19 protein-coding genes are annotated in these 16604 nt (G+C 70.9%); 15 read left to right on the top strand and 4 right to left on the bottom strand.

Annotated features, from left to right (window positions below):
- Positions 1–2: 2 nt before the first annotated feature.
- Genes nagA through FB561_RS01245 form a run of 3 tightly spaced genes read left to right on the top strand, consistent with a single transcriptional unit; the run spans position 3 to position 2905 of the window.
- On the top strand, positions 3–1133 hold the full coding sequence (gene nagA / locus FB561_RS01255) for an N-acetylglucosamine-6-phosphate deacetylase (RefSeq protein WP_145802112.1): 1131 nt from the start codon (positions 3–5) through the stop codon (positions 1131–1133).
- Entirely contained in the window at positions 1121–2044 is a 924-nt protein-coding gene (locus tag FB561_RS01250; protein WP_145802110.1) for a 1-phosphofructokinase family hexose kinase, read from the top strand. Before nagA ends, FB561_RS01250 begins: the two co-directional genes overlap by 13 nt.
- A 24-nt stretch (positions 2045–2068) precedes the next feature.
- Positions 2069–2905 carry a class II fructose-bisphosphate aldolase gene (locus tag FB561_RS01245; RefSeq protein ID WP_145802108.1) on the top strand — a complete coding sequence of 279 codons (837 nt, stop codon included), beginning with the start codon at positions 2069–2071 and terminating at the stop codon, positions 2903–2905.
- On the opposite strand, the gene FB561_RS01240 is transcribed toward FB561_RS01245, so the two are convergent.
- The 4 genes from FB561_RS01240 to FB561_RS01225 all read right to left on the bottom strand — a co-directional run bounded on the left by FB561_RS01240 (position 2902) and on the right by FB561_RS01225 (position 6719).
- Positions 2902–3939 carry an ABC transporter permease gene (locus tag FB561_RS01240; protein ID WP_145802106.1) on the bottom strand — a complete coding sequence of 346 codons (1038 nt, stop codon included), beginning with the start codon at positions 3937–3939 and terminating at the stop codon, positions 2902–2904. The two genes, FB561_RS01245 and FB561_RS01240, sit on opposite strands and share 4 nt — an antisense overlap.
- A complete protein-coding gene (locus tag FB561_RS01235) occupies positions 3936–4826 on the bottom strand; it encodes an ABC transporter ATP-binding protein (protein WP_145802104.1) in 891 nt (296 codons plus the stop codon). Before FB561_RS01235 ends, FB561_RS01240 begins: the two co-directional genes overlap by 4 nt.
- Positions 4823–5215, bottom strand: coding sequence for a GntR family transcriptional regulator (locus FB561_RS01230; protein WP_170284549.1), 393 nt, complete (start codon positions 5213–5215; stop codon positions 4823–4825). The genes FB561_RS01235 and FB561_RS01230 overlap by 4 nt, the downstream gene beginning before the upstream one ends.
- 169 nt (positions 5216–5384) lie before the next feature.
- The gene (locus FB561_RS01225) at positions 5385–6719 is read right to left on the bottom strand and encodes a cryptochrome/photolyase family protein (RefSeq protein ID WP_238334602.1); all 1335 of its coding nucleotides are present in this window, start codon (positions 6717–6719) and stop codon (positions 5385–5387) included.
- Positions 6720–6799: 80 nt separating this feature from the next.
- On the opposite strand from FB561_RS01225, the gene FB561_RS01220 reads away from it, so the two are divergent.
- The 12 genes from FB561_RS01220 to FB561_RS01165 all read left to right on the top strand — a co-directional run bounded on the left by FB561_RS01220 (position 6800) and on the right by FB561_RS01165 (position 16260).
- On the top strand, positions 6800–7513 hold the full coding sequence (locus tag FB561_RS01220) for an iron-dependent transcriptional repressor DtxR (RefSeq protein ID WP_145802100.1): 714 nt from the start codon (positions 6800–6802) through the stop codon (positions 7511–7513).
- A gap of 90 nt (positions 7514–7603) precedes the next feature.
- Positions 7604–8380 carry a class I SAM-dependent methyltransferase gene (locus FB561_RS01215; RefSeq protein ID WP_145802098.1) on the top strand — a complete coding sequence of 259 codons (777 nt, stop codon included), beginning with the start codon at positions 7604–7606 and terminating at the stop codon, positions 8378–8380.
- Positions 8381–8434: 54 nt separating this feature from the next.
- Positions 8435–9793 (top strand): aminodeoxychorismate synthase component I, encoded by a 1359-nt coding sequence (pabB, locus tag FB561_RS01210; protein ID WP_145802097.1) that lies wholly within the window; start codon positions 8435–8437, stop codon positions 9791–9793.
- On the top strand, positions 9793–10509 hold the full coding sequence (locus FB561_RS01205; protein ID WP_238334600.1) for an aminotransferase class IV: 717 nt from the start codon (positions 9793–9795) through the stop codon (positions 10507–10509). The genes pabB and FB561_RS01205 overlap by 1 nt, the downstream gene beginning before the upstream one ends.
- Before the next feature lie 80 nt (positions 10510–10589).
- Complete coding sequence (locus FB561_RS01200) at positions 10590–11504, top strand: SPFH domain-containing protein (protein ID WP_145802093.1); 915 nt, start codon at positions 10590–10592, stop codon at positions 11502–11504.
- Positions 11505–11513: 9 nt separating this feature from the next.
- Positions 11514–11717: a type II toxin-antitoxin system antitoxin gene (locus FB561_RS01195; RefSeq protein ID WP_145802091.1), complete on the top strand. Its 204-nt coding sequence runs from the start codon at positions 11514–11516 to the stop codon at positions 11715–11717.
- Entirely contained in the window at positions 11714–12391 is a 678-nt protein-coding gene (locus tag FB561_RS01190) for a GOLPH3/VPS74 family protein (RefSeq protein ID WP_145802089.1), read from the top strand. Before FB561_RS01195 ends, FB561_RS01190 begins: the two co-directional genes overlap by 4 nt.
- Positions 12392–12522: 131 nt before the next feature.
- Positions 12523–12879: a GntR family transcriptional regulator gene (locus FB561_RS01185; protein ID WP_145802087.1), complete on the top strand. Its 357-nt coding sequence runs from the start codon at positions 12523–12525 to the stop codon at positions 12877–12879.
- Positions 12876–13781 (top strand): ATP-binding cassette domain-containing protein, encoded by a 906-nt coding sequence (locus FB561_RS01180; RefSeq protein ID WP_145802085.1) that lies wholly within the window; start codon positions 12876–12878, stop codon positions 13779–13781. Before FB561_RS01185 ends, FB561_RS01180 begins: the two co-directional genes overlap by 4 nt.
- Entirely contained in the window at positions 13778–14551 is a 774-nt protein-coding gene (locus tag FB561_RS01175) for a hypothetical protein (protein ID WP_145802083.1), read from the top strand. Before FB561_RS01180 ends, FB561_RS01175 begins: the two co-directional genes overlap by 4 nt.
- 54 nt (positions 14552–14605) lie before the next feature.
- Positions 14606–15532: an ABC transporter ATP-binding protein gene (locus tag FB561_RS01170; protein WP_145802081.1), complete on the top strand. Its 927-nt coding sequence runs from the start codon at positions 14606–14608 to the stop codon at positions 15530–15532.
- A complete protein-coding gene (locus tag FB561_RS01165) occupies positions 15532–16260 on the top strand; it encodes an ABC transporter permease (protein WP_145802078.1) in 729 nt (242 codons plus the stop codon). The genes FB561_RS01170 and FB561_RS01165 overlap by 1 nt, the downstream gene beginning before the upstream one ends.
- Positions 16261–16604: the final 344 nt, after the last annotated feature.

Here is a 16604-nt window from a genome sequence, read left to right as displayed (position 1 = left end):
GTATGACGACGTATCGCGTGGCCCGGCTGGTCACGCCGGACGACGTACTCGAGAACGCCTGGATCCAGGTCGAGGACGGCGACATCGTCGCGTTCGGCCGCCGGTCGGACGGGATGCCCGCGGACGGCCGCCGGCCCGAGGACCTCGGCGCGGCCACGGTGGTGCCCGGGTTCGTCGACATCCACACCCACGGCGGTGGCGGGGCGACGTACTCGACCACGGATCCCGAGGAGGTCCGCAAGGCCGCGGCCTTCCACGCCAAGCACGGCACCACCACGACGATGGCCAGCCTGGTCACCGCGCCGCTGGACGAGATCGTCTCGCAGACCGCCTGCCTGGCCGATCTCGTCACCGACGGCGTGATCGCGGGTGTCCACCTGGAGGGGCCGTTCCTCTCCGAGGCGCGCTGTGGTGCGCACGAGCCGACCCTGCTCCGCGATCCGGTCGAGGGCGATGTGGCCAAGGTCCTCGGCGACGCGGTGAAGATGGTGACGATCGCGCCCGAGCTCGAACACGGGCTGGACGCGATCCGCCAGGTCGTCGACGCCGGTGTGGTCGCCGCGCTCGGGCACACCGACGCGACGTACGAGCAGATGATCGCGGGTGCGGACGCCGGGGCGACCGTGGCGACGCACCTGTTCAACGGGATGCGCCCGTTCCACCACCGCGACCCCGGTCCGGTCGGCGCCGCGCTGAACGATCCGCGGCTGCTGCTCGAGGTGATCAACGACGGCATGCACCTGGATCCGCAGGTGGTCCGGGTCGCGCTCTCGGCCGCCGGGGTGTCCCGGATCGCGCTGATCACCGACGCGATGATCGCGACCGGGATGCCGAATGGCCGGTACCAGCTGGGTGGGCTCGAGGTCGACGTCACCGACGGGCTGGCCACGCTGGCGCACGGGTCGCACTCGATCGCGGGCAGCACGCTGACGATGGACGTTGCCTACCGCAACGCGGTCAAGGCCGGGGTGTCCCTGGTGGACGCGTCCCGGATGGCGTCGACGACGCCGGCCGAGGCGTTCGGCTGGTACCACGTCGGTGGGATCGAGACCGGCAAGCGGGCGGACCTGGTCGTGCTGGACGACGACTACCGGGTCGACAAGGTGATGCGGGCCGGCTCGTGGCTGGACTGATCGGCACCGTCACCCTCAACCTCGCGCTGGACGTCACCTACCAGGTTGGCGAGCTCGTCGTCGGCGGCAGCCACCGGGTCGGCGCGATCCGGCAGCGGGCCGGCGGCAAGGGCGTGAACGTGGCCCGGGTGGCCGCGACGCTCGGGCACCAGGTGCTCGCGCTCGGGTTCGTCGGCGGGATCACCGGCGAGCTGGTCGCCGAGGAGCTCTTCGACGCCGGCCTGACCGCGCTGCTCACCCCGATCTCCGCGGAGACCCGCCGAACCGTTGCCATCGTCAACGAATCCGACGGCGACGCGACCATCTTCAACGAGGCCGGGCCGACCGTCTCGGGCGACGAATGGCGCGCGTTCCACGACCGGATGCCGTGGGGCCGGCTCGGCGTCCTCGCGTGCTCGGGCAGCCTGCCGCCCGGCGTACCGACCGACGCGTACGCCGAGATCGCGGTGCGCGCCCGGCATCACGACGTGCTCACCGTGATCGACACCGGTGGCGAGGCGCTGCTGGCGGCCGCGAAGGCGGGTGCCGTGGTCCGCTCGAACGCGGCCGAGTTGCGGGACGCACTCGGCGACGACGTGAGCGTCGAGAGCGGCGCCCGTCGGTTGACCGAGCTCGGTGCCGCGGCCGCCGTGATCACCGACGGACCCCACGGAATGGTTGCCGCGAGCCACAAAGGTACGTGGCGCGCGCTGCCCGTCGAGCAGGTGTCCGGCAACCCGACCGGGGCCGGCGACGCGTGTACCGCGGTGGTCGCGGCCGCCGTGGCCGAAGCCCCCGAACCCGACTGGAGCCTGGTCCTGCAGAGCGCGGTCGCCGCGTCGGCAGCGGCCGTCCTGACCCCCGTCGCCGGAGACATCGACCTGGCGGCGTACCGGCGGTGGCAGCCGCAGGTCACCGTCCAAGCTCTGTAGCGGGCCCTGGAGAGAGGAATCGTCATGCCGTTGGTGTCCGGAGCCGAGGTCGTGCTCGGTGCGGCGAAGGCCGGCCGAGGGGTCGGTGCGTTCAACGTGATCCAGCTGGAGCACGCGACCGCGCTGATCGCCGGCGCCGAGCAGGCCGGTACGCCCGTGATCCTGCAGATCAGCGAGAACGCGGTGAAGTACCACGGCGCGCTCAAGCCGATCGGCGTCGCCACCCTGGCCGCCGCGTCGGCCGCCTCGGTCCCGGTCGTGGTGCACCTCGACCACGCGATGGACCGGGACCTGGTCACCGAGGCGGTGGCGCTCGGCTTCACCTCGGTGATGTTCGACGCGTCCAAGCTGGACTACGCCGACAACGTCGCCGCGACCACCGAGGTGACCGCGTTCTGCCACGAGCACGGGGTGTTCGTCGAGGCCGAGATCGGCGAGGTCGGCGGCAAGGACGGCGTGCACGCGCCCGGCGCCCGGACCCGCCCGGACGAGGCGCTCGCCTTCGCCGAGACGACCGGGGTCGACGCGCTCGCGGTCGCCGTCGGCTCGTCGCACGCGATGACGGAGCGGACCGCCCAGCTCGACTTCGACCTGATCGCGGAACTACGGGCCGCGGTCCCGGTACCGCTGGTGCTGCACGGTTCCTCGGGGGTTGCCGACGCGGATCTGACCCGTGCGGTCGAGGCGGGGATGACGAAGGTCAACATCGCCACCCACCTCAACAACGTCTTCACCGGCGTCGTCCGCGAAACCCTGGCCGACCAGCCGAAGCTCGTCGACACCCGCAAGTACCTCGGCCCCGCCCGCGACGCGGTCGGAGCCGAGGTGGCCCGCCTGCTGACCGTACTGAAGGCGGGCTAGGTCAGGTCGCGGCGGATCCGCCAGAAGCAGAAGCCGGTCAGCCCGAACGCCAGCAGCAGGAACAGCCCGGTCTCCCGCCACTGCAGTCCCCAGAACCGGTCGGCCGGGTAGTACTTCACCTGCTGGCGGTAGCCCTCGGCCTCGAACCGCTGGAAGCACTGGTCCGGGCTCAGCTTCCGCTCCCGTGCTTCGGGCGGCCGCGGCCCGCAGTCCTGCAGGTACGACGGCAGCGTCTTCTGCACCACGCCGTCCTTGACCGTCTCGTCCGACACCTTCCACAGTCCGGGCGCACCGGCCAGGACCTCCACCCGGAGGACCTCGGGATCCTTTTCCGGGCCGCTCAGCATCAGACCTCGGATGGTGTCCTTGGTGAGCGTCTTGGTCTCCACCACCGGGCTCATCAGGTGCGGCCGGATCAACGACGGGGCGAGCGCCTGGAACGCGACCACCACCGCCAGCGTGAGCGCGATCGCGACGATACTGCGCCGGATGACGAGACCCAGCGTGACGCCGACGGCGAAGGCGAACGCGGCGTAGCCGATCGGGACGACGCCGCGGGCCCCGAACAGCGGCGGCTGCATCCGGGCCAGTTCGAACACGTTCGAGCTGTTGCCGGCGGCAACGCTGTCGTCGATCGGGCCGGCCCACCAGGTGACGATCAGGCTGAGCAGGCCGCTGACCGAGATGGCGGCCGCGCCGGTCAGCCCGACCTTCACCGTGAGCCAGCGACTCCGGCTGATCGACTGGCTCCAGACCAGCCGATGGGTCCCGGCCTCGAGTTCCCGCGCGATCAGCGGAGCTCCCCAGAAGGCGCCGATCACCGGGGGAGCGGCGTACACGACGAACTGGCCGACCAGGTAGAGCGTGCGGTTGAGCCGCTGCTCGGCGACCAGGTCGAGGAAACCGGTCGTGGTGGTGCGGTAGTCGGACGCCAGCCCGGGGCCGGTGACCGCGCAGAACACGGCCAGGACGGCGACCGCGCCGGCGACGGCGAGCGCGGGCACCCGGAACTGCCGCCAGGTCAGCCAGATCATCGCTGCACCTCCAGAACGGGCCGGGCGGCCGGCGGGTCGGTCTCGGTCCGGCGGCCGAGGTAGGCGAGGACGAGGTCCTCCAGGGTGAGCTGGCTGACCGTCCAGGCCGGGTCGAGGATCGGTTGCTCGGTCCGGATCAGGAACGTGGACTGCCGGTCGGTGTGACTCTCACCCACGACGAACTGGTCCCGGGGCAGCGACTTCGCCTCTCGCCGCGGGCCGGTGATCCGGTGGTGCGTGGCGAGCAGGTGGTCGATCTCCCCGCTGACCTGGACCCGGGAGTCGACCAGCACGATGAGGTAGTCGCAGGCGCGTTCCACGTCGGAGACGAGGTGCGAGGACAGCACCACGCTCAGCTCCTGCTCGGCGACCGCCTCCATCAGGTCCTGCAGGAACTCCCTGCGGGCCAACGGATCCAGGGCCGCGACCGGCTCGTCGAGCATCAGCAGGTCGGGCCGTTTCGCCAGGCCGAGCGTGAGCGCCAACTGTGCTCGCTGGCCGCCGGACAGCCGGCCCGCGCGCTGGGAAGGATCGAGCCGGAGCCGCCCGATCCGTTCCTCGGCGAGGGTCTTGTCCCAGTCCGGGTTCAGCCGGGCGCCCAGCCGCAGGTGGTCGGCGACGCTCAGCCGGGCGTACGTCGGGGTGTCCTGGGCGACGAACCCGACCTTCTCCATCGTCGCGCCGGCGGGTGCGCCGAGGACCTCGATCGACCCCGCGGTCGGGGTGAGCAGGCCGACGGCCAGGTTCAGCAGGGTGCTCTTGCCGGCGCCGTTCGGGCCGACCAGACCGACCACGTGGCCGGCCGGTACGTCCAGGTCGCAGTCGGTCAGCGCCCAGCGGCGACCGTAGCGCTTGCCCAGGGACCGGGCGCTCAGGACGGCGGTCATGCTATGTCCTCCTGAGCGGCGGACCGAAAGGTCGTCAGGAACAACGCCTCGATGCTCTCGTCGTCGAGACCGGCCTTGCGCGCCTTGGCCAGCCAGCGGCGCAGGTCCTGCCGCAGCGGTCCGTGCGCGGCCAGCGTGTTGTCGGTGAGCGTCCTGGTCACGAACGTGCCGCGGCCCGGCCGGGCGGCGACCAGCCCTTCGTGCTCCAGTTCGCGGTACGCCTTCAGCACGGTGTTCGGGTTGATCGCGAGGGCCGCGACCACGTCCTTCACCGTCGGCAGCTGGTCGCCTTCGCGGAGCAGCCCGAGCCGGAGCGCGTTCCGGACCTGCTGCACGATCTGCTGGTACGGCGACACCCCCGACCGGCCGTCCAGGTGGAACTCGATCATCCAAACCCCCATTTAACTAGGTGACTAGCACTATAGGGGTACGGGCGAGCTCGGCGTCAAGGGTGCGGACGTGCAGCACTCATCAACCCACCGAGCCGGTGAGGTGTGGGGTGAGGCTGAGCGTGGACCGACGGGTGGTCAGGTGGTTGGTGAGTGGTGGGGGTCCGGGTCAGCGGATGCCGTCGTAGCGGCGGAGGGCTTCGGTGCGGGCTTCGGCGTGGTCGACGATGGGGGCTGGGTAGTCGGCCGGGGGCTCGGCGAGCTTCCACGGTTCGTGGACGGCCTTGCCCGCGACATCACGGAGCTCGGGGATCCAGCGGCGGACGTAGTCGCCGGCCGGGTCGAACTTCGTGCCCTGGGTGATCGGGTTGAAGATCCGGAAGTACGGCGAGGCGTCGGCACCGCAACCGGCCACCCACTGCCAGTTCAGCGAGTTCGAGGCGAGGTCGCCGTCACGCAGGTTCCGCATGAACCAGCGGGCGCCGTACTTCCAGTGCACGTGCAGGTCCTTGACCAGGAACGAAGCGACCACCATCCGCACCCGGTTGTGCATGAACCCGCTCTCGGCGAGCTGCCGCATCCCCGCGTCGACGATCGGGTACCCGGTCCGGCCGGCGCACCACGCCTCGAACGCTTCCCCGGGCTCGTCGTACTGCATCTTGGCGAACTCCGACCGCAACGGCTTCCACGCGGCCTGCGGATTCCGGGCCAGCAGGTCCGCGCAGAACTCCCGCCAGGCCAGCTCCCGCCGGTACGCCTCGGCGCCCGCGCTGCGTTTGCGGGCCAGGTCGGCGAGCATCGTCCGCGGATGGATCTCCCCGTACTTCAACGGGATCGACATCCGCGACGTGGTGTCCAGGTCGGGCCGGTCCCGCTCGTCGTCGTACCCCGCGACCGTGTCGAGGTAGTCGGCCCAGTGCTCGCGCGCCGCGGCCTCGCCCGCACCCTCGACCGGGGAGGCGTCGGGCAGCGCGTCCCCGCGTTTGCCGATCCACTCCACCGAGTCGGGGGCGTCGACGGGACCACGCCACCCGTGCTCGAGCCAGGTCCGGAAGTACGGCGTGAACACCTGGTACGAGTTGCCCTGGCCGTTCAGGACGCGGCCGGGCGCGATCGCGTACGCCGAACCGGTGGTGACGAGCGGGCAGTCCAGCGCGGCCTCGACGGCGGCGTCGCGGCGTTGTCCGTACGGACCGTGGTCGGCCGCGCTGTGCACGCTCACGGCACCGAGGTCCTTGGCCAGTTCGGGCACCACGTCGGCCGGATCGCCGCGGCGGACGACGAGCTTGCCGCCCATCGCGTCGGACAGCGCCTTGAGCGAGGTGATCAGGTGGTCGCGGCGTGGACCGCCGGCCGGGTCCCACAGCGCCGGATCGAGGACGAACAACCCGGTCACCCGGCCGTCGCCCGCGGCGACCGCGTCGAGCAGGGCGGGGTTGTCCGCCAGCCGGAGATCCCGCCGGAACCACATCAGAGCCGGAGCCATCATCCCATCCTGGCTCATGCACAACTTCTGCACAGGCTCGAACCGCCGATGACCGGATCGGTCCGGCGATTGGGTAGGGCTTGCCCGAATAGGTGAGAATGGTTGTCGTGAGCGAGCTGATCGATACCACCGAGATGTACCTGCGGACCATCTACGAGTTGGAAGAAGAAGGCATCCTGCCGCTCCGCGCCCGGATCGCCGAACGCCTGCACCAGTCCGGCCCGACGGTCAGCCAGACGGTGGCCCGGATGGAGCGCGACGGCCTGGTCACGGTCGAGGGCGACCGGCATCTCGAGCTCACCGACGTCGGCCGGATGCAGGCCACCCGGGTGATGCGCAAGCACCGGCTGGCCGAGCGGCTGCTGGTCGACGTGATCGGCCTGGAGTGGGAGGACGTGCACGCCGAGGCCTGCCGCTGGGAGCACGTGATGTCCGATGCGGTCGAGCTGCGGCTGCTGAAGATCCTCGACAACCCGACCGAGTCGCCGTACGGCAACCCGATCCCGGGCCTGGAGGAGCTGCAGAAGAACGGCCAGGTCACCGAGATCGGCGAGTTCCGCAGTGGCGTCGAGCCGCTCGACAAGGTGCTGGACGCGGCGTCCGCGGCGCCGGTCCGGGTGCTGGTCCGGCGGATCGCCGAGCCGGTGCAGACCGACGACCTGGCGATGTCGGTGCTCCGCCGCGCAGGTGCGCTGCCGGGCCGCGAGGTCGACTCGATGCTGGACGCCGAGGGCGTGCTGGTCGGCAGCCGCGACGCCGGTGGCGTGATCAGCGACGAGACCGCCGGCCACATCTTCGTCAGCCTGGTCTGAGGGCCGGTTCCTTCAGACCTGCATTAAGAAAGGCCACCGACAGCGCTCGATGCTGTACTCAGTGTGGCCACGAGGTAACGTCTGTCCGCGATGTCCGAGAACGTAATCGACTGGCCCGGGTACCTGCGCGAGTTCCACACCGCCGCACCCGGGTGTACCGAAGCGCTGCTGTCACGAGCTGTGGCCGGGGACCACACGCCCTACCGCTGGCTCGTCCGGGCGGTGTCCGGAGAGGCTCGGCGGGTCCTCGACCTCGCCTGCGGGAGCGGGCCGGTCGCCCGTGAGCTGCACGGCCGCTGGGTGGTCGGGCTGGACAACAACCCGACCCAGCTCGCCGACGCCCCCGGGCCGCGGGTGCAGGCCGACGCCCTGCACCTGCCGTTCGCGAACGAGGCCTTCGACGTGGTCACCTGCTCGATGGGCCTGATGGTCCTGCAGCCGCTGCCGGAGATCCTGTCCGAGGCGGCCCGGGTCCTGCGCCGCGGCGGCGTCCTGGCCGCGACCGTGCTGGCCGTCCGGCCGTTGCGCCGGGGCGACATCCGGACCCTGACCGGTCTGACCACCCGGCTCCGGTCCCGGCCGCAGTTCCCCGGGAACGGGGAGATCACCGGGCTGAAGGAGCAGCTGCGCGGCGTCGGCTTCGACGTGATGGAGAGCCAGCGCGAGCGGTACGCGTACACCGTCCGCTCGCTCGACGACGCCCGCCGGGTGGTCTCGGCGATCTACCTGCCCGGGACGTCCGACGACCGTCGGGAGACCGCGGCGCACTGGCTGGCCGACCGCGCCGAGGCCCGGGACGGCCTGGAGGTCGCGATCCCGGTCCGCCGGATCACCGCGATGCGGACCAGGCTCGCGCTCGCCAGCTGATCGTCTGCCGGTCAAGGGTGACCGGCAGGGCCGGGAAGTCGGTACGGTTCTGCTGTGCCCGCTCTGACCTGGTCCGTCCGTTCACTGGACCACGCCCTGGACGGCCAGACGGTGTACCGGGAACTGTTCGCCGGCGAACCGGTCTCGTTCTGGCTCGACGGCAGCCTGACCGACCGCGGATCCCGCCGCGTCTCCGTCCTCGGGACGACGGCCGGCCCGGATGCCGACGTGCTGGTCCGGGACGCCGCCGACGGTGACGTCTTCGCCGAACTGCAGGAGCTGCTCGCCGCAAGGCGGTCCGTGGTCCCGGCCGAGCTGGCCGACCTGTTCTGCGGCGGCTACGTCGGCTACTTCGGGTACGAGCTCAAGTCCTTGACCGGTGGCGTGGCCGCCCACGCGGCGGAGACGCCGGACGCGGTGTGGATCTGGGCCAACCGGTTCGTGGTGATCGACCACGATCGCGACCTGAGTCACCTCGTCGCGGTGCACCAACCGGGGGACCACGAGGCCACCGGCTGGCTCGATCGGGCAAATGACGTCACCGCGTCCTGGTTCATGGGTTGGGCGGGACCGCCGGCGGTCACGCTGCTCGACATCGAGGCCCACCTCGAGCAGGACCGGGCGACGTACCTGGCCGGGATCGACGCGTGCCGGGCCGCCCTCGAAGCGGGGGAGACGTACGAGGTCTGCCTGACGAACCGGGTCCGCCTGCCACCGATCGCCGACCCGCTCGACTTCTTCCTCTGGCAACGCGCGACCAACCCCGCGCCGTACGCCGCGTTCCTCCGGTACGGCGAGCTCGCGGTCGCCAGCTCGTCGCCGGAACGGTTCCTCACCGTGGACGCCGACGGCTGGGCCGAGTGCCGCCCGATCAAGGGCACGGCGCCGCGGTCGGCGGATCCGGCCCAGGACCAGCTGGTCGCGAAGGCGCTGGCCGAGGACGAGAAGACCCGCGCCGAGAACCTGATGATCGTCGACCTGATCCGCAACGACCTCGGCCGGGTCAGCGAACCGGGCACCGTCCAGGTCCCGCAGCTGATGGCCGTGGAGACGTACCAGACCGTGCACCAGCTGGTCACCACGGTGCGCGGCCGGCTCCGTCCCGAGGTGGACGCGGTCGCCGCGGTCCGGGCCTGCTTCCCGCCGGGCTCGATGACCGGTGCGCCGAAGATCCGGACGATGGAGATCCTGGACGGGCTGGAGTCGAGCGCCCGCGGCGTGTACTCGGGTGCGCTCGGCTATCTCACCGTCGACGGCCGGGCCGATCTCAGCGTGGTGATCCGGACCGCGGTGCTGACGCCGGCCGGGACCGTGATCGGCGCGGGCGGGGCGATCGTGCTCGACTCCGATCCGGTCGCGGAGTACGACGAAATGGTGCTCAAGGCAACCGCAACGCTAGGAAGGTCCACGTGATGCCGCTACTGGTGGCCGATTCGTTTCTCGTTGCCCAGGGCAATGTTCGCGGGCTGGACCGGCATCGGGCCCGGTTCACCGCCTCCTGCGCGGCCGCCGGGGCGGACGGTGCCGCGGAGTACTGGGACGACCAGGTCGGCCGGTTGCCCGGGTTCGGCCGGTGGTTCCCGCGGATCGAGCTGTGGTCGGAGCCGGCCGGGGCGCCTCGGTACGCCGTCCAGGTCCGCCCGGCGCCGACTCCGGGGGACCGGGTCCGGGTCGCGGTTCATCGTGGGGCCGATCCGCGCACCAGTCCGCGGGTGAAGGGCCCGGATCTCGACGTGCTGGGGAAGGTGAAGGCCGACGCGGCCGAGGCGACCGGTGCCGACGAGGTGCTGCTGCTCGACACCGACGGGGTGGCCGTCGAGGCGGCGTACTCGGCGCTCGCCTGGTGGGAGGACGAGGTGCTCTGCTTCCCGCCGGCCGATCGCGCGTTCCTGCCCTCGGTCACGGCTCAGCTGGTCCGCGAGTTGGCGGTGGACCGCGGTGCCAAGGTGGAGGAGCGCGCCCGGACCGCGGAGCAGCTCGCCGCCGAGGCGGACGAGGTCTGGCTGCTGAACGCGCTGCACGGCATCCGCCCGGTCCACGCCTGGGACGACGGCCCGATCGATCCGCTCCCGGGGTCCCGCTCGACAGAGTGGCGCAACGACCTGCTCGCGCTGGCCCGGCCGGTCTAGGGCCTCCGGCCAAGAGGCCGCTTCCTAAAACTGATATCACTATGCTACTTTCGAGGTATCGACCTCGGAAGGAGATCGCGATGAGCGCGAACACGGACGTGATGGTGGACGTGCCCAAGCCGAAGGTGACCGAGCGGCCGGCCGGGGACCTGAACGGCTGGCCGATGCTGGGCCTCGCCTTCGTCCTGGTGGTACTGGCCGTGGTGCTGTTCGTCGTCGGGCTCGGCCAGGACCAGGTGGCCCTGATGGTCGTCGCGGCGGTCGCCTTCCTTGCCGGGCTGATCGTCGCGGTCGGCCTGACCCCGGTCGCGCCGGGCCGGGCCCGGGTGCTGCAGGTGCTCGGCCGGTACGCGGGAACGATCCGCACCGACGGGCTGCGCTGGGTGAACCCGATCACCGACCGCAAGGAGATCTCCACCCGGATCCGCAACCACGAGACCACCGTCGCCAAGGTGAACGATGCCGACGGCAACCCGATCGAGATCGCCGCGGTGGTGGTCTGGCAGGTCGAGGACACCGCGCAGGCGATGTTCGAGGTGGATGACTTCGTCGAGTTCGTCGCGATCCAGACCGAGACCGCGGTCCGGCACATCGCCAACTCCTACCCCTACGACGTGCACTCCGACGAGGGCGGACTGTCGTTGCGGGACAGCACCGACGAGATCACCGAGACGCTGTCGGTCGAGATCGGCGCCCGCGTCCAGGCGGCCGGGGTCCGGGTGATCGAGTCGCGGATCACCCACCTCGCCTACGCACCGGAGATCGCCCAGGCGATGCTGCGCCGCCAGCAGGCCGGTGCGGTCGTCGCGGCCCGGCAGCGGATCGTCGAAGGCGCGGTCGGCATGGTCGAGTTGGCGCTGGACCGGCTGTCCGAGCACCAGGTGGTCGAGCTGGACGAGGAGCGGAAGGCCACCATGGTCAGCAACCTGATGGTGGTGCTGTGCGGCGACCGGGACGCGCAGCCCGTGGTGAACACCGGTTCCCTTTACCAGTAAGGCTTTCCGGTGGCCACCGAACGCAAGAAGATCCTGCTCCGGCTGGATCCCGTGGTGCACGACGCGATCGCCCGCTGGGCGGCGGACGACCTGCGCAGCACCAACGCCCAGATCGAGTTCCTGCTCCGGCGAGCTCTCGCCGACGCGGGCCGGTTGCCCGGCAACGTCGGCAAGATGCGTGGCCCGGGCCGCCCGCCCAAGGAGGAGACATGACGCTCCGCGCAGCCCCGAAAGTTGCTCTTGGCAAACGAACTGCGCCGGCCTCGGTACCGGCCCGGCTGTACCTGCTCGCCTGTGACCCCACCACCGGCCGCCTGGCCGGTGGTTCCCGGCTCGGCCTGGTCCTGCGGGCTGCCGCGCTGGTGGACCTGCAGTTCTCCGGTCACCTGGTCGACGACAACGGCCGCGTTGCCGTCAAGACCGGTCCGACCCCGGCCGACCCGGTGCTCGCGGGGGTGCTCGAGGGCATCGGGGCCTCGGGGCCGCGGAAGTGGGGGTACTGGGTGGGTCGCCGGCCGCGGGCGATGGTCCGCGACGTCCGCGACGAGCTCGTCCGGTCGCAGGTGATCCGCGTCGAGCCGTACCGGCGGTACGGGGTGGTCCCGGCCGAGCGGATCACCGTGCGGCAGCCGTTGCTCCGGCGGCAGTTGCTGCAGGCCGCGACCGACACGCTGCGGCCGGCCCGGCTGGTCACCCGGGTGGACCTGGCCGACGCGGCCCTCGCCGTCCTCGCCGCCACCGGTGACCTTCGGCCGATCCTGTCGAAGGACCAGCGCACCCGGCACAAGGACCGGCTCGCCCAGCTCGCGGTCCGGGTCGGGCCCGTCGTTCCCGCACTCCGCAAGGCGATCCAGCACCAGAGCGCCGCCGCCTCTTCCGGCGGCTGACCACCCGCTGCACCAGCCGTACCCGGCCCGCGTTGGTGGGCCGGGTTGACGGCCATGCCTGTCCGGGTGCTACGGTTCGTTAGTAAAGTAATGAACCTACGAACCAACGAACCGACGAGGAGGGACCCACGGTGTTCGACGATCGCAGCCCGATCTATCTCCAGATCGCGGACCAGATCAAGAACGACATCGTCACGGGTGCCCTCGCCGAGGACGAACAGGTCATGTCGACGAACCAGTACGCGGCGTTCTACCGGATCAACCCCGCGACCGCGGCCAAGGGCTTCGCCCAGCTGGTCGATGAGGGCGTGCTCTACAAGAAGCGTGGCATCGGCATGTTCGTCAGCCCGAACGCGCGGGACCTGCTCCGGACCGGCCGGCGGGACTCGTTCTTCGCCGAGGTGGTGGATCCGATGATCCAGGAGGCCAAGGCGATCGGCGTCCCGCTGCGTGACGTCGTCCAGCACATCCAGAAGGAGGAACAGTGACGGGGCTGGCGGTGCGGACCGAGAACCTGACCGTGCGGTTCGGCGATCAGACGGCGCTGGACGGTCTCGACCTGCGGTTGGCGGCCGGCAAGATCCATGGGCTGCTGGGCCGCAACGGCTCGGGCAAGAGCACGCTGGCCGCGATCCTGGCCGGCTTCCGCCAGGCCGACGCGGGCCAGGTGCTGCTGTCCGGTGGCGACCTCGGCGACCCGCGCTCGCCGTTCGAGGACGCGGTCGTGACGAGCCGGATCTGCCTGATCCGCGAGTCCGGCGACATGGGCGACACCGCCCAGGTCCGGCAGGTCCTGGGGCTGGCCGCGAGCCTGCGGCCGTACTGGGACGCCGACCTGGCCGGCGAGCTCGTCGACCGGTTCGAGCTCCCGCTCGGCAAGCGGGTGCAGAAGCTGTCCCGGGGCAAGAAGTCGGCTCTCGGGGTCGTGCTCGGCCTGGCCAGCCGGGCTCCGTTGACCATCTTCGACGAGAGCTACCTCGGCATGGACGTCCCGTCGCGCGAGCTGTTCTACGACGCCCTGCTCGCCGACTACGCCGAGGTGCCGCGGACGATCCTGCTGTCCACCCATCTGGTCGGCGAGGTCAGCGCGATGCTCGAGGAAGTGGTCATCCTGGATCGCGGCCGCCTGGTCACGCAGGCACCGGTGGACACCCTGCGCGGCCGCGGTGCGTCCATCGTCGGCCCGGCCGGAGCTGTCGACGAGCTCACCGCCGGACTCACCGTGCTGGCCGAACAGAGGCTCGGCGGGACCAAGTCCACCACCGTGCTGGGCGACCTGGACGCCGCGCTGCTCGCCCAGGCACGCTCGGCCGGCCTGGAGATCGGCCAGGTCGGTCTGCAGGAACTGTTCGTCCATCTCACCACGCCGGCCCAGGGAGGAGCCCGATGACCACCGCCACCACGGCCGCGCCGACCATCGCGACGCTGCCGAACCAGGTCACCGCGACGGCCCGGCTGCAGGCGGTCCTGCGGCTCATCGTCCGCGGACTGACCCCGATGCTGGGCGGCTACTGGGTGGTGATGGTGCTGACGTTCGCGGTCGCGGGGACGGTCGTCAAGATCGTCACCGGCGGCGACACCAGCATCTGGGACTACGGCACCCAGTCGCCCAAGTACTTCTCCGCCGCCGTCGGCATCACCTTCGTCCCGGCGTTCTTCGGCCTGCTGATCGCGCACGGCGTGACCCGGCGGATGGTGGCGGTGGCGGCTGCCATCTTCTTCACCGGCGCGGCCGCCTGTACCGCGGTGCTCTGGGTGCTGATGTACCAGCTGGAGCACGTCGTCTACAGCTGGCAGGACTGGTCGCAGACGCTGCCCAACGCGCACCTGTTCAGCCGGCCCACGCAGTCCGGACTCGTCTTCACGGAGTTCTTCCTGCTGGTCATCGCGCACGAGGCGGCCGGCTGGCTGATCGGGATCTGCTTCTACCGGTTCGGGGTCTGGAAGGGCATCTTGTTGCTGCCGCTCTGCATCCTGCCGGCCGTGACCGCGGAGCTCGTCCTGGCCGCGCAGTGGTTCGCCAACGAGATCGCCGGCACCGGCTACCAGCGTCCACCGCTGGCGATCGGGGCGCCGCTCGTCCTCGTCGTCAGCGCCCTCGGCCTGTGGGCCGGCTACCTGTTGATTCGTTCCCTGGGGCTCAAACCGGCCAAGGGCTGACCCCGCTCCGACTTCGCTTCTTCCACCCTCACCAGTACCAAGGGAGGCTTCGCCATGCCCGAAAACGACCTGGTCGTCGTCGAGAGCCTGCACAAGGCGTACGGCGCCACCGTGGCCGTCGACGACGTCAGCCTGACCGTCCGGCCCGGAGAGATCTTCGGCATCCTCGGCCCGAACGGCGCCGGCAAGACCACCACCGTCGAGTCGATCGCCGGGCTCCGGACGCCGGACCGCGGTACCGTCCGGGTGGCCGGCCTGGACCCGCACCGGCGCCGGACCGAGATCACCTCGCTGATCGGCGTCCAGCTCCAGGCCAGCGAGCTGCCGGACAAGATCCGGCCACTGGAGGCGCTGCGGCTGTACGCGTCGTTCTACCCGGCGCCGCGGGACCCGGCCGACCTGCTCGAGCAGCTCGGGCTGACCAAGGTGAAGGACACCCCGTTCGCCAAGCTGTCCGGTGGCCAGAAGCAGCGGCTGTCGATCGCGCTCGCGTTGATCGGCAACCCGCGGCTGGCCATCCTCGACGAACTCACCACCGGCCTGGACCCGCAGGCCCGCCGGGACACCTGGGAGCTGGTCCGGCAGATCCGCGACGCCGGCGTGACGATCGTCCTGGTCACCCACTTCATGGAGGAGGCCGAGTACCTCTGCGACCGGATCGCGATCATCGACAACGGCCGAGTGGTCGCGCTCGACACCCCGGCGGGCCTGGTCGCTGCGGCCCGGTCGGAGCAGCGGCTGAGCTTCCGGCTGCCGGCCGAGCTGCCGGACGACAGCGTGCTCACCGCCCTCCCGGCGGTGCACACCGTCAGCCGGGACCAGGACCGCATCATTGTCACCGGCAACGATGACGTCCTGGTCGCCGTCGTCACCGAACTCGCGGGCCGTGGGCTCGCCCCGATCGACCTGCAGACCGAGCGGACCACCTTGGACGACGCGTTCCTCGCGTTGGCCGGCCGGAACTTCGAAGGAGCGCAGTGATGAGCCAGACCCTTGCCCTGACCCGGATCGAGACCAAGCTGTTCCTGCGGGACTGGCCCGGCCTGTTCTTCGTCTTCGTGCTGCCGCTCGGCCTGCTGTCGGTGTTCTCGCTGATCGGCGGGGACGACGGGGCCGACGCGGGGATCCCGGCCGGCTTCCTGCCGTCGATGGCGATCGGGATCGGGATCGCCCTGCTCGGCCTGGCGACCCTGCCGATGATCCTGGCCGGCTACCGGGAGAAGGGCGTACTGCGCCGGCTGTCCACCACGCCGGTCCGTCCGGCCAAGCTGCTGATGGCCCAGTTGCTGCTGCACCTGGTCGCGGCCGCTCTGGTGATCGTGCTGATCGTCGGCGCCGGTTCGTTGCTCTTCGGCGCGGAACTGCCCGGCTCGCCGCTGCAGTTCGGCGTCTCCGCCGCGCTGTACTCGGTGTCGCAGCTCGCGATCGGGCTGGTGATCGCCGGCCTGGTCCCGACCGCGAAGACGGCCAGTCTCGTCGGCAACCTGCTGCTCTTCCCGAGCATGTTCTTCGCCGGGGTGTGGACGCCGGGTGACGTGATGCCCGAGTCGTTGCGCTGGCTGCGCGACGTCACCCCGATGGGCGCCGGGATGAGCGGCCTGCAGGACTCGTGGGCCGGTGGCTGGCCCGACCCGGTGCACCTGATCGCGCTCGTCGTCGCAACAGTCGTTTGTGTAGCAGCCGCCGCGCGCTTCTTCCGTTGGGAGTGAGCGGGCGACGTTATGCACAGGGGGTGTGTATAACTCGGGCCAGATCTGTGGACGGCCGGACACCTGCTGTGGATGACACGCAGAAGGTGGCGAAATGCCGGAATCTCCTGGTGGGAAAGGGTTGTGCGGCCCCGGGCAACGGCGATAGAAAGGGCGGCACGCCGGTTCTTCGATTCGGCGGGTCGTGCGGACATCGAGGTTCCTTGCGGTGGGGATCCCCACCGAGGTAGACCGGTGACGGGGTCTGCCGAACCCACGGACCCGTTCGGGAGGCTGGAGACGTCACTATCCTTCAGCTGTGCGGTGGGGCCCCTCCGACTCATACTCGGAGGGGCTTCACCGTT

It is taken from the genome of Kribbella amoyensis (assembly GCF_007828865.1).
Lineage (GTDB): Bacteria > Actinomycetota > Actinomycetes > Propionibacteriales > Kribbellaceae > Kribbella > Kribbella amoyensis.
The sequence above is the reverse complement of the archived record's forward strand: the minus strand, read 5'-3'. Positions and strand labels throughout refer to the sequence as shown.

Coding starts and splice junctions, on each gene's coding strand:
- nagA (WP_145802112.1), top strand. CDS start 3: ATGACGACGTATCGCGTGGCCCGGCTGGTCACGCCGGACGACGTACTC.
- FB561_RS01245 (WP_145802108.1), top strand. CDS start 2,069: ATGCCGTTGGTGTCCGGAGCCGAGGTCGTGCTCGGTGCGGCGAAGGCC.
- FB561_RS01240 (WP_145802106.1), bottom strand. CDS start 3,939: ATGATCTGGCTGACCTGGCGGCAGTTCCGGGTGCCCGCGCTCGCCGTC.
- FB561_RS01235 (WP_145802104.1), bottom strand. CDS start 4,826: ATGACCGCCGTCCTGAGCGCCCGGTCCCTGGGCAAGCGCTACGGTCGC.
- FB561_RS01230 (WP_170284549.1), bottom strand. CDS start 5,215: ATGATCGAGTTCCACCTGGACGGCCGGTCGGGGGTGTCGCCGTACCAG.
- FB561_RS01225 (WP_238334602.1), bottom strand. CDS start 6,719: ATGAGCCAGGATGGGATGATGGCTCCGGCTCTGATGTGGTTCCGGCGG.
- FB561_RS01220 (WP_145802100.1), top strand. CDS start 6,800: ATGGTTGTCGTGAGCGAGCTGATCGATACCACCGAGATGTACCTGCGG.
- FB561_RS01215 (WP_145802098.1), top strand. CDS start 7,604: ATGTCCGAGAACGTAATCGACTGGCCCGGGTACCTGCGCGAGTTCCAC.
- FB561_RS01205 (WP_238334600.1), top strand. CDS start 9,793: ATGCCGCTACTGGTGGCCGATTCGTTTCTCGTTGCCCAGGGCAATGTT.
- FB561_RS01200 (WP_145802093.1), top strand. CDS start 10,590: ATGAGCGCGAACACGGACGTGATGGTGGACGTGCCCAAGCCGAAGGTG.
- FB561_RS01190 (WP_145802089.1), top strand. CDS start 11,714: ATGACGCTCCGCGCAGCCCCGAAAGTTGCTCTTGGCAAACGAACTGCG.
- FB561_RS01175 (WP_145802083.1), top strand. CDS start 13,778: ATGACCACCGCCACCACGGCCGCGCCGACCATCGCGACGCTGCCGAAC.
- FB561_RS01170 (WP_145802081.1), top strand. CDS start 14,606: ATGCCCGAAAACGACCTGGTCGTCGTCGAGAGCCTGCACAAGGCGTAC.
- FB561_RS01165 (WP_145802078.1), top strand. CDS start 15,532: ATGAGCCAGACCCTTGCCCTGACCCGGATCGAGACCAAGCTGTTCCTG.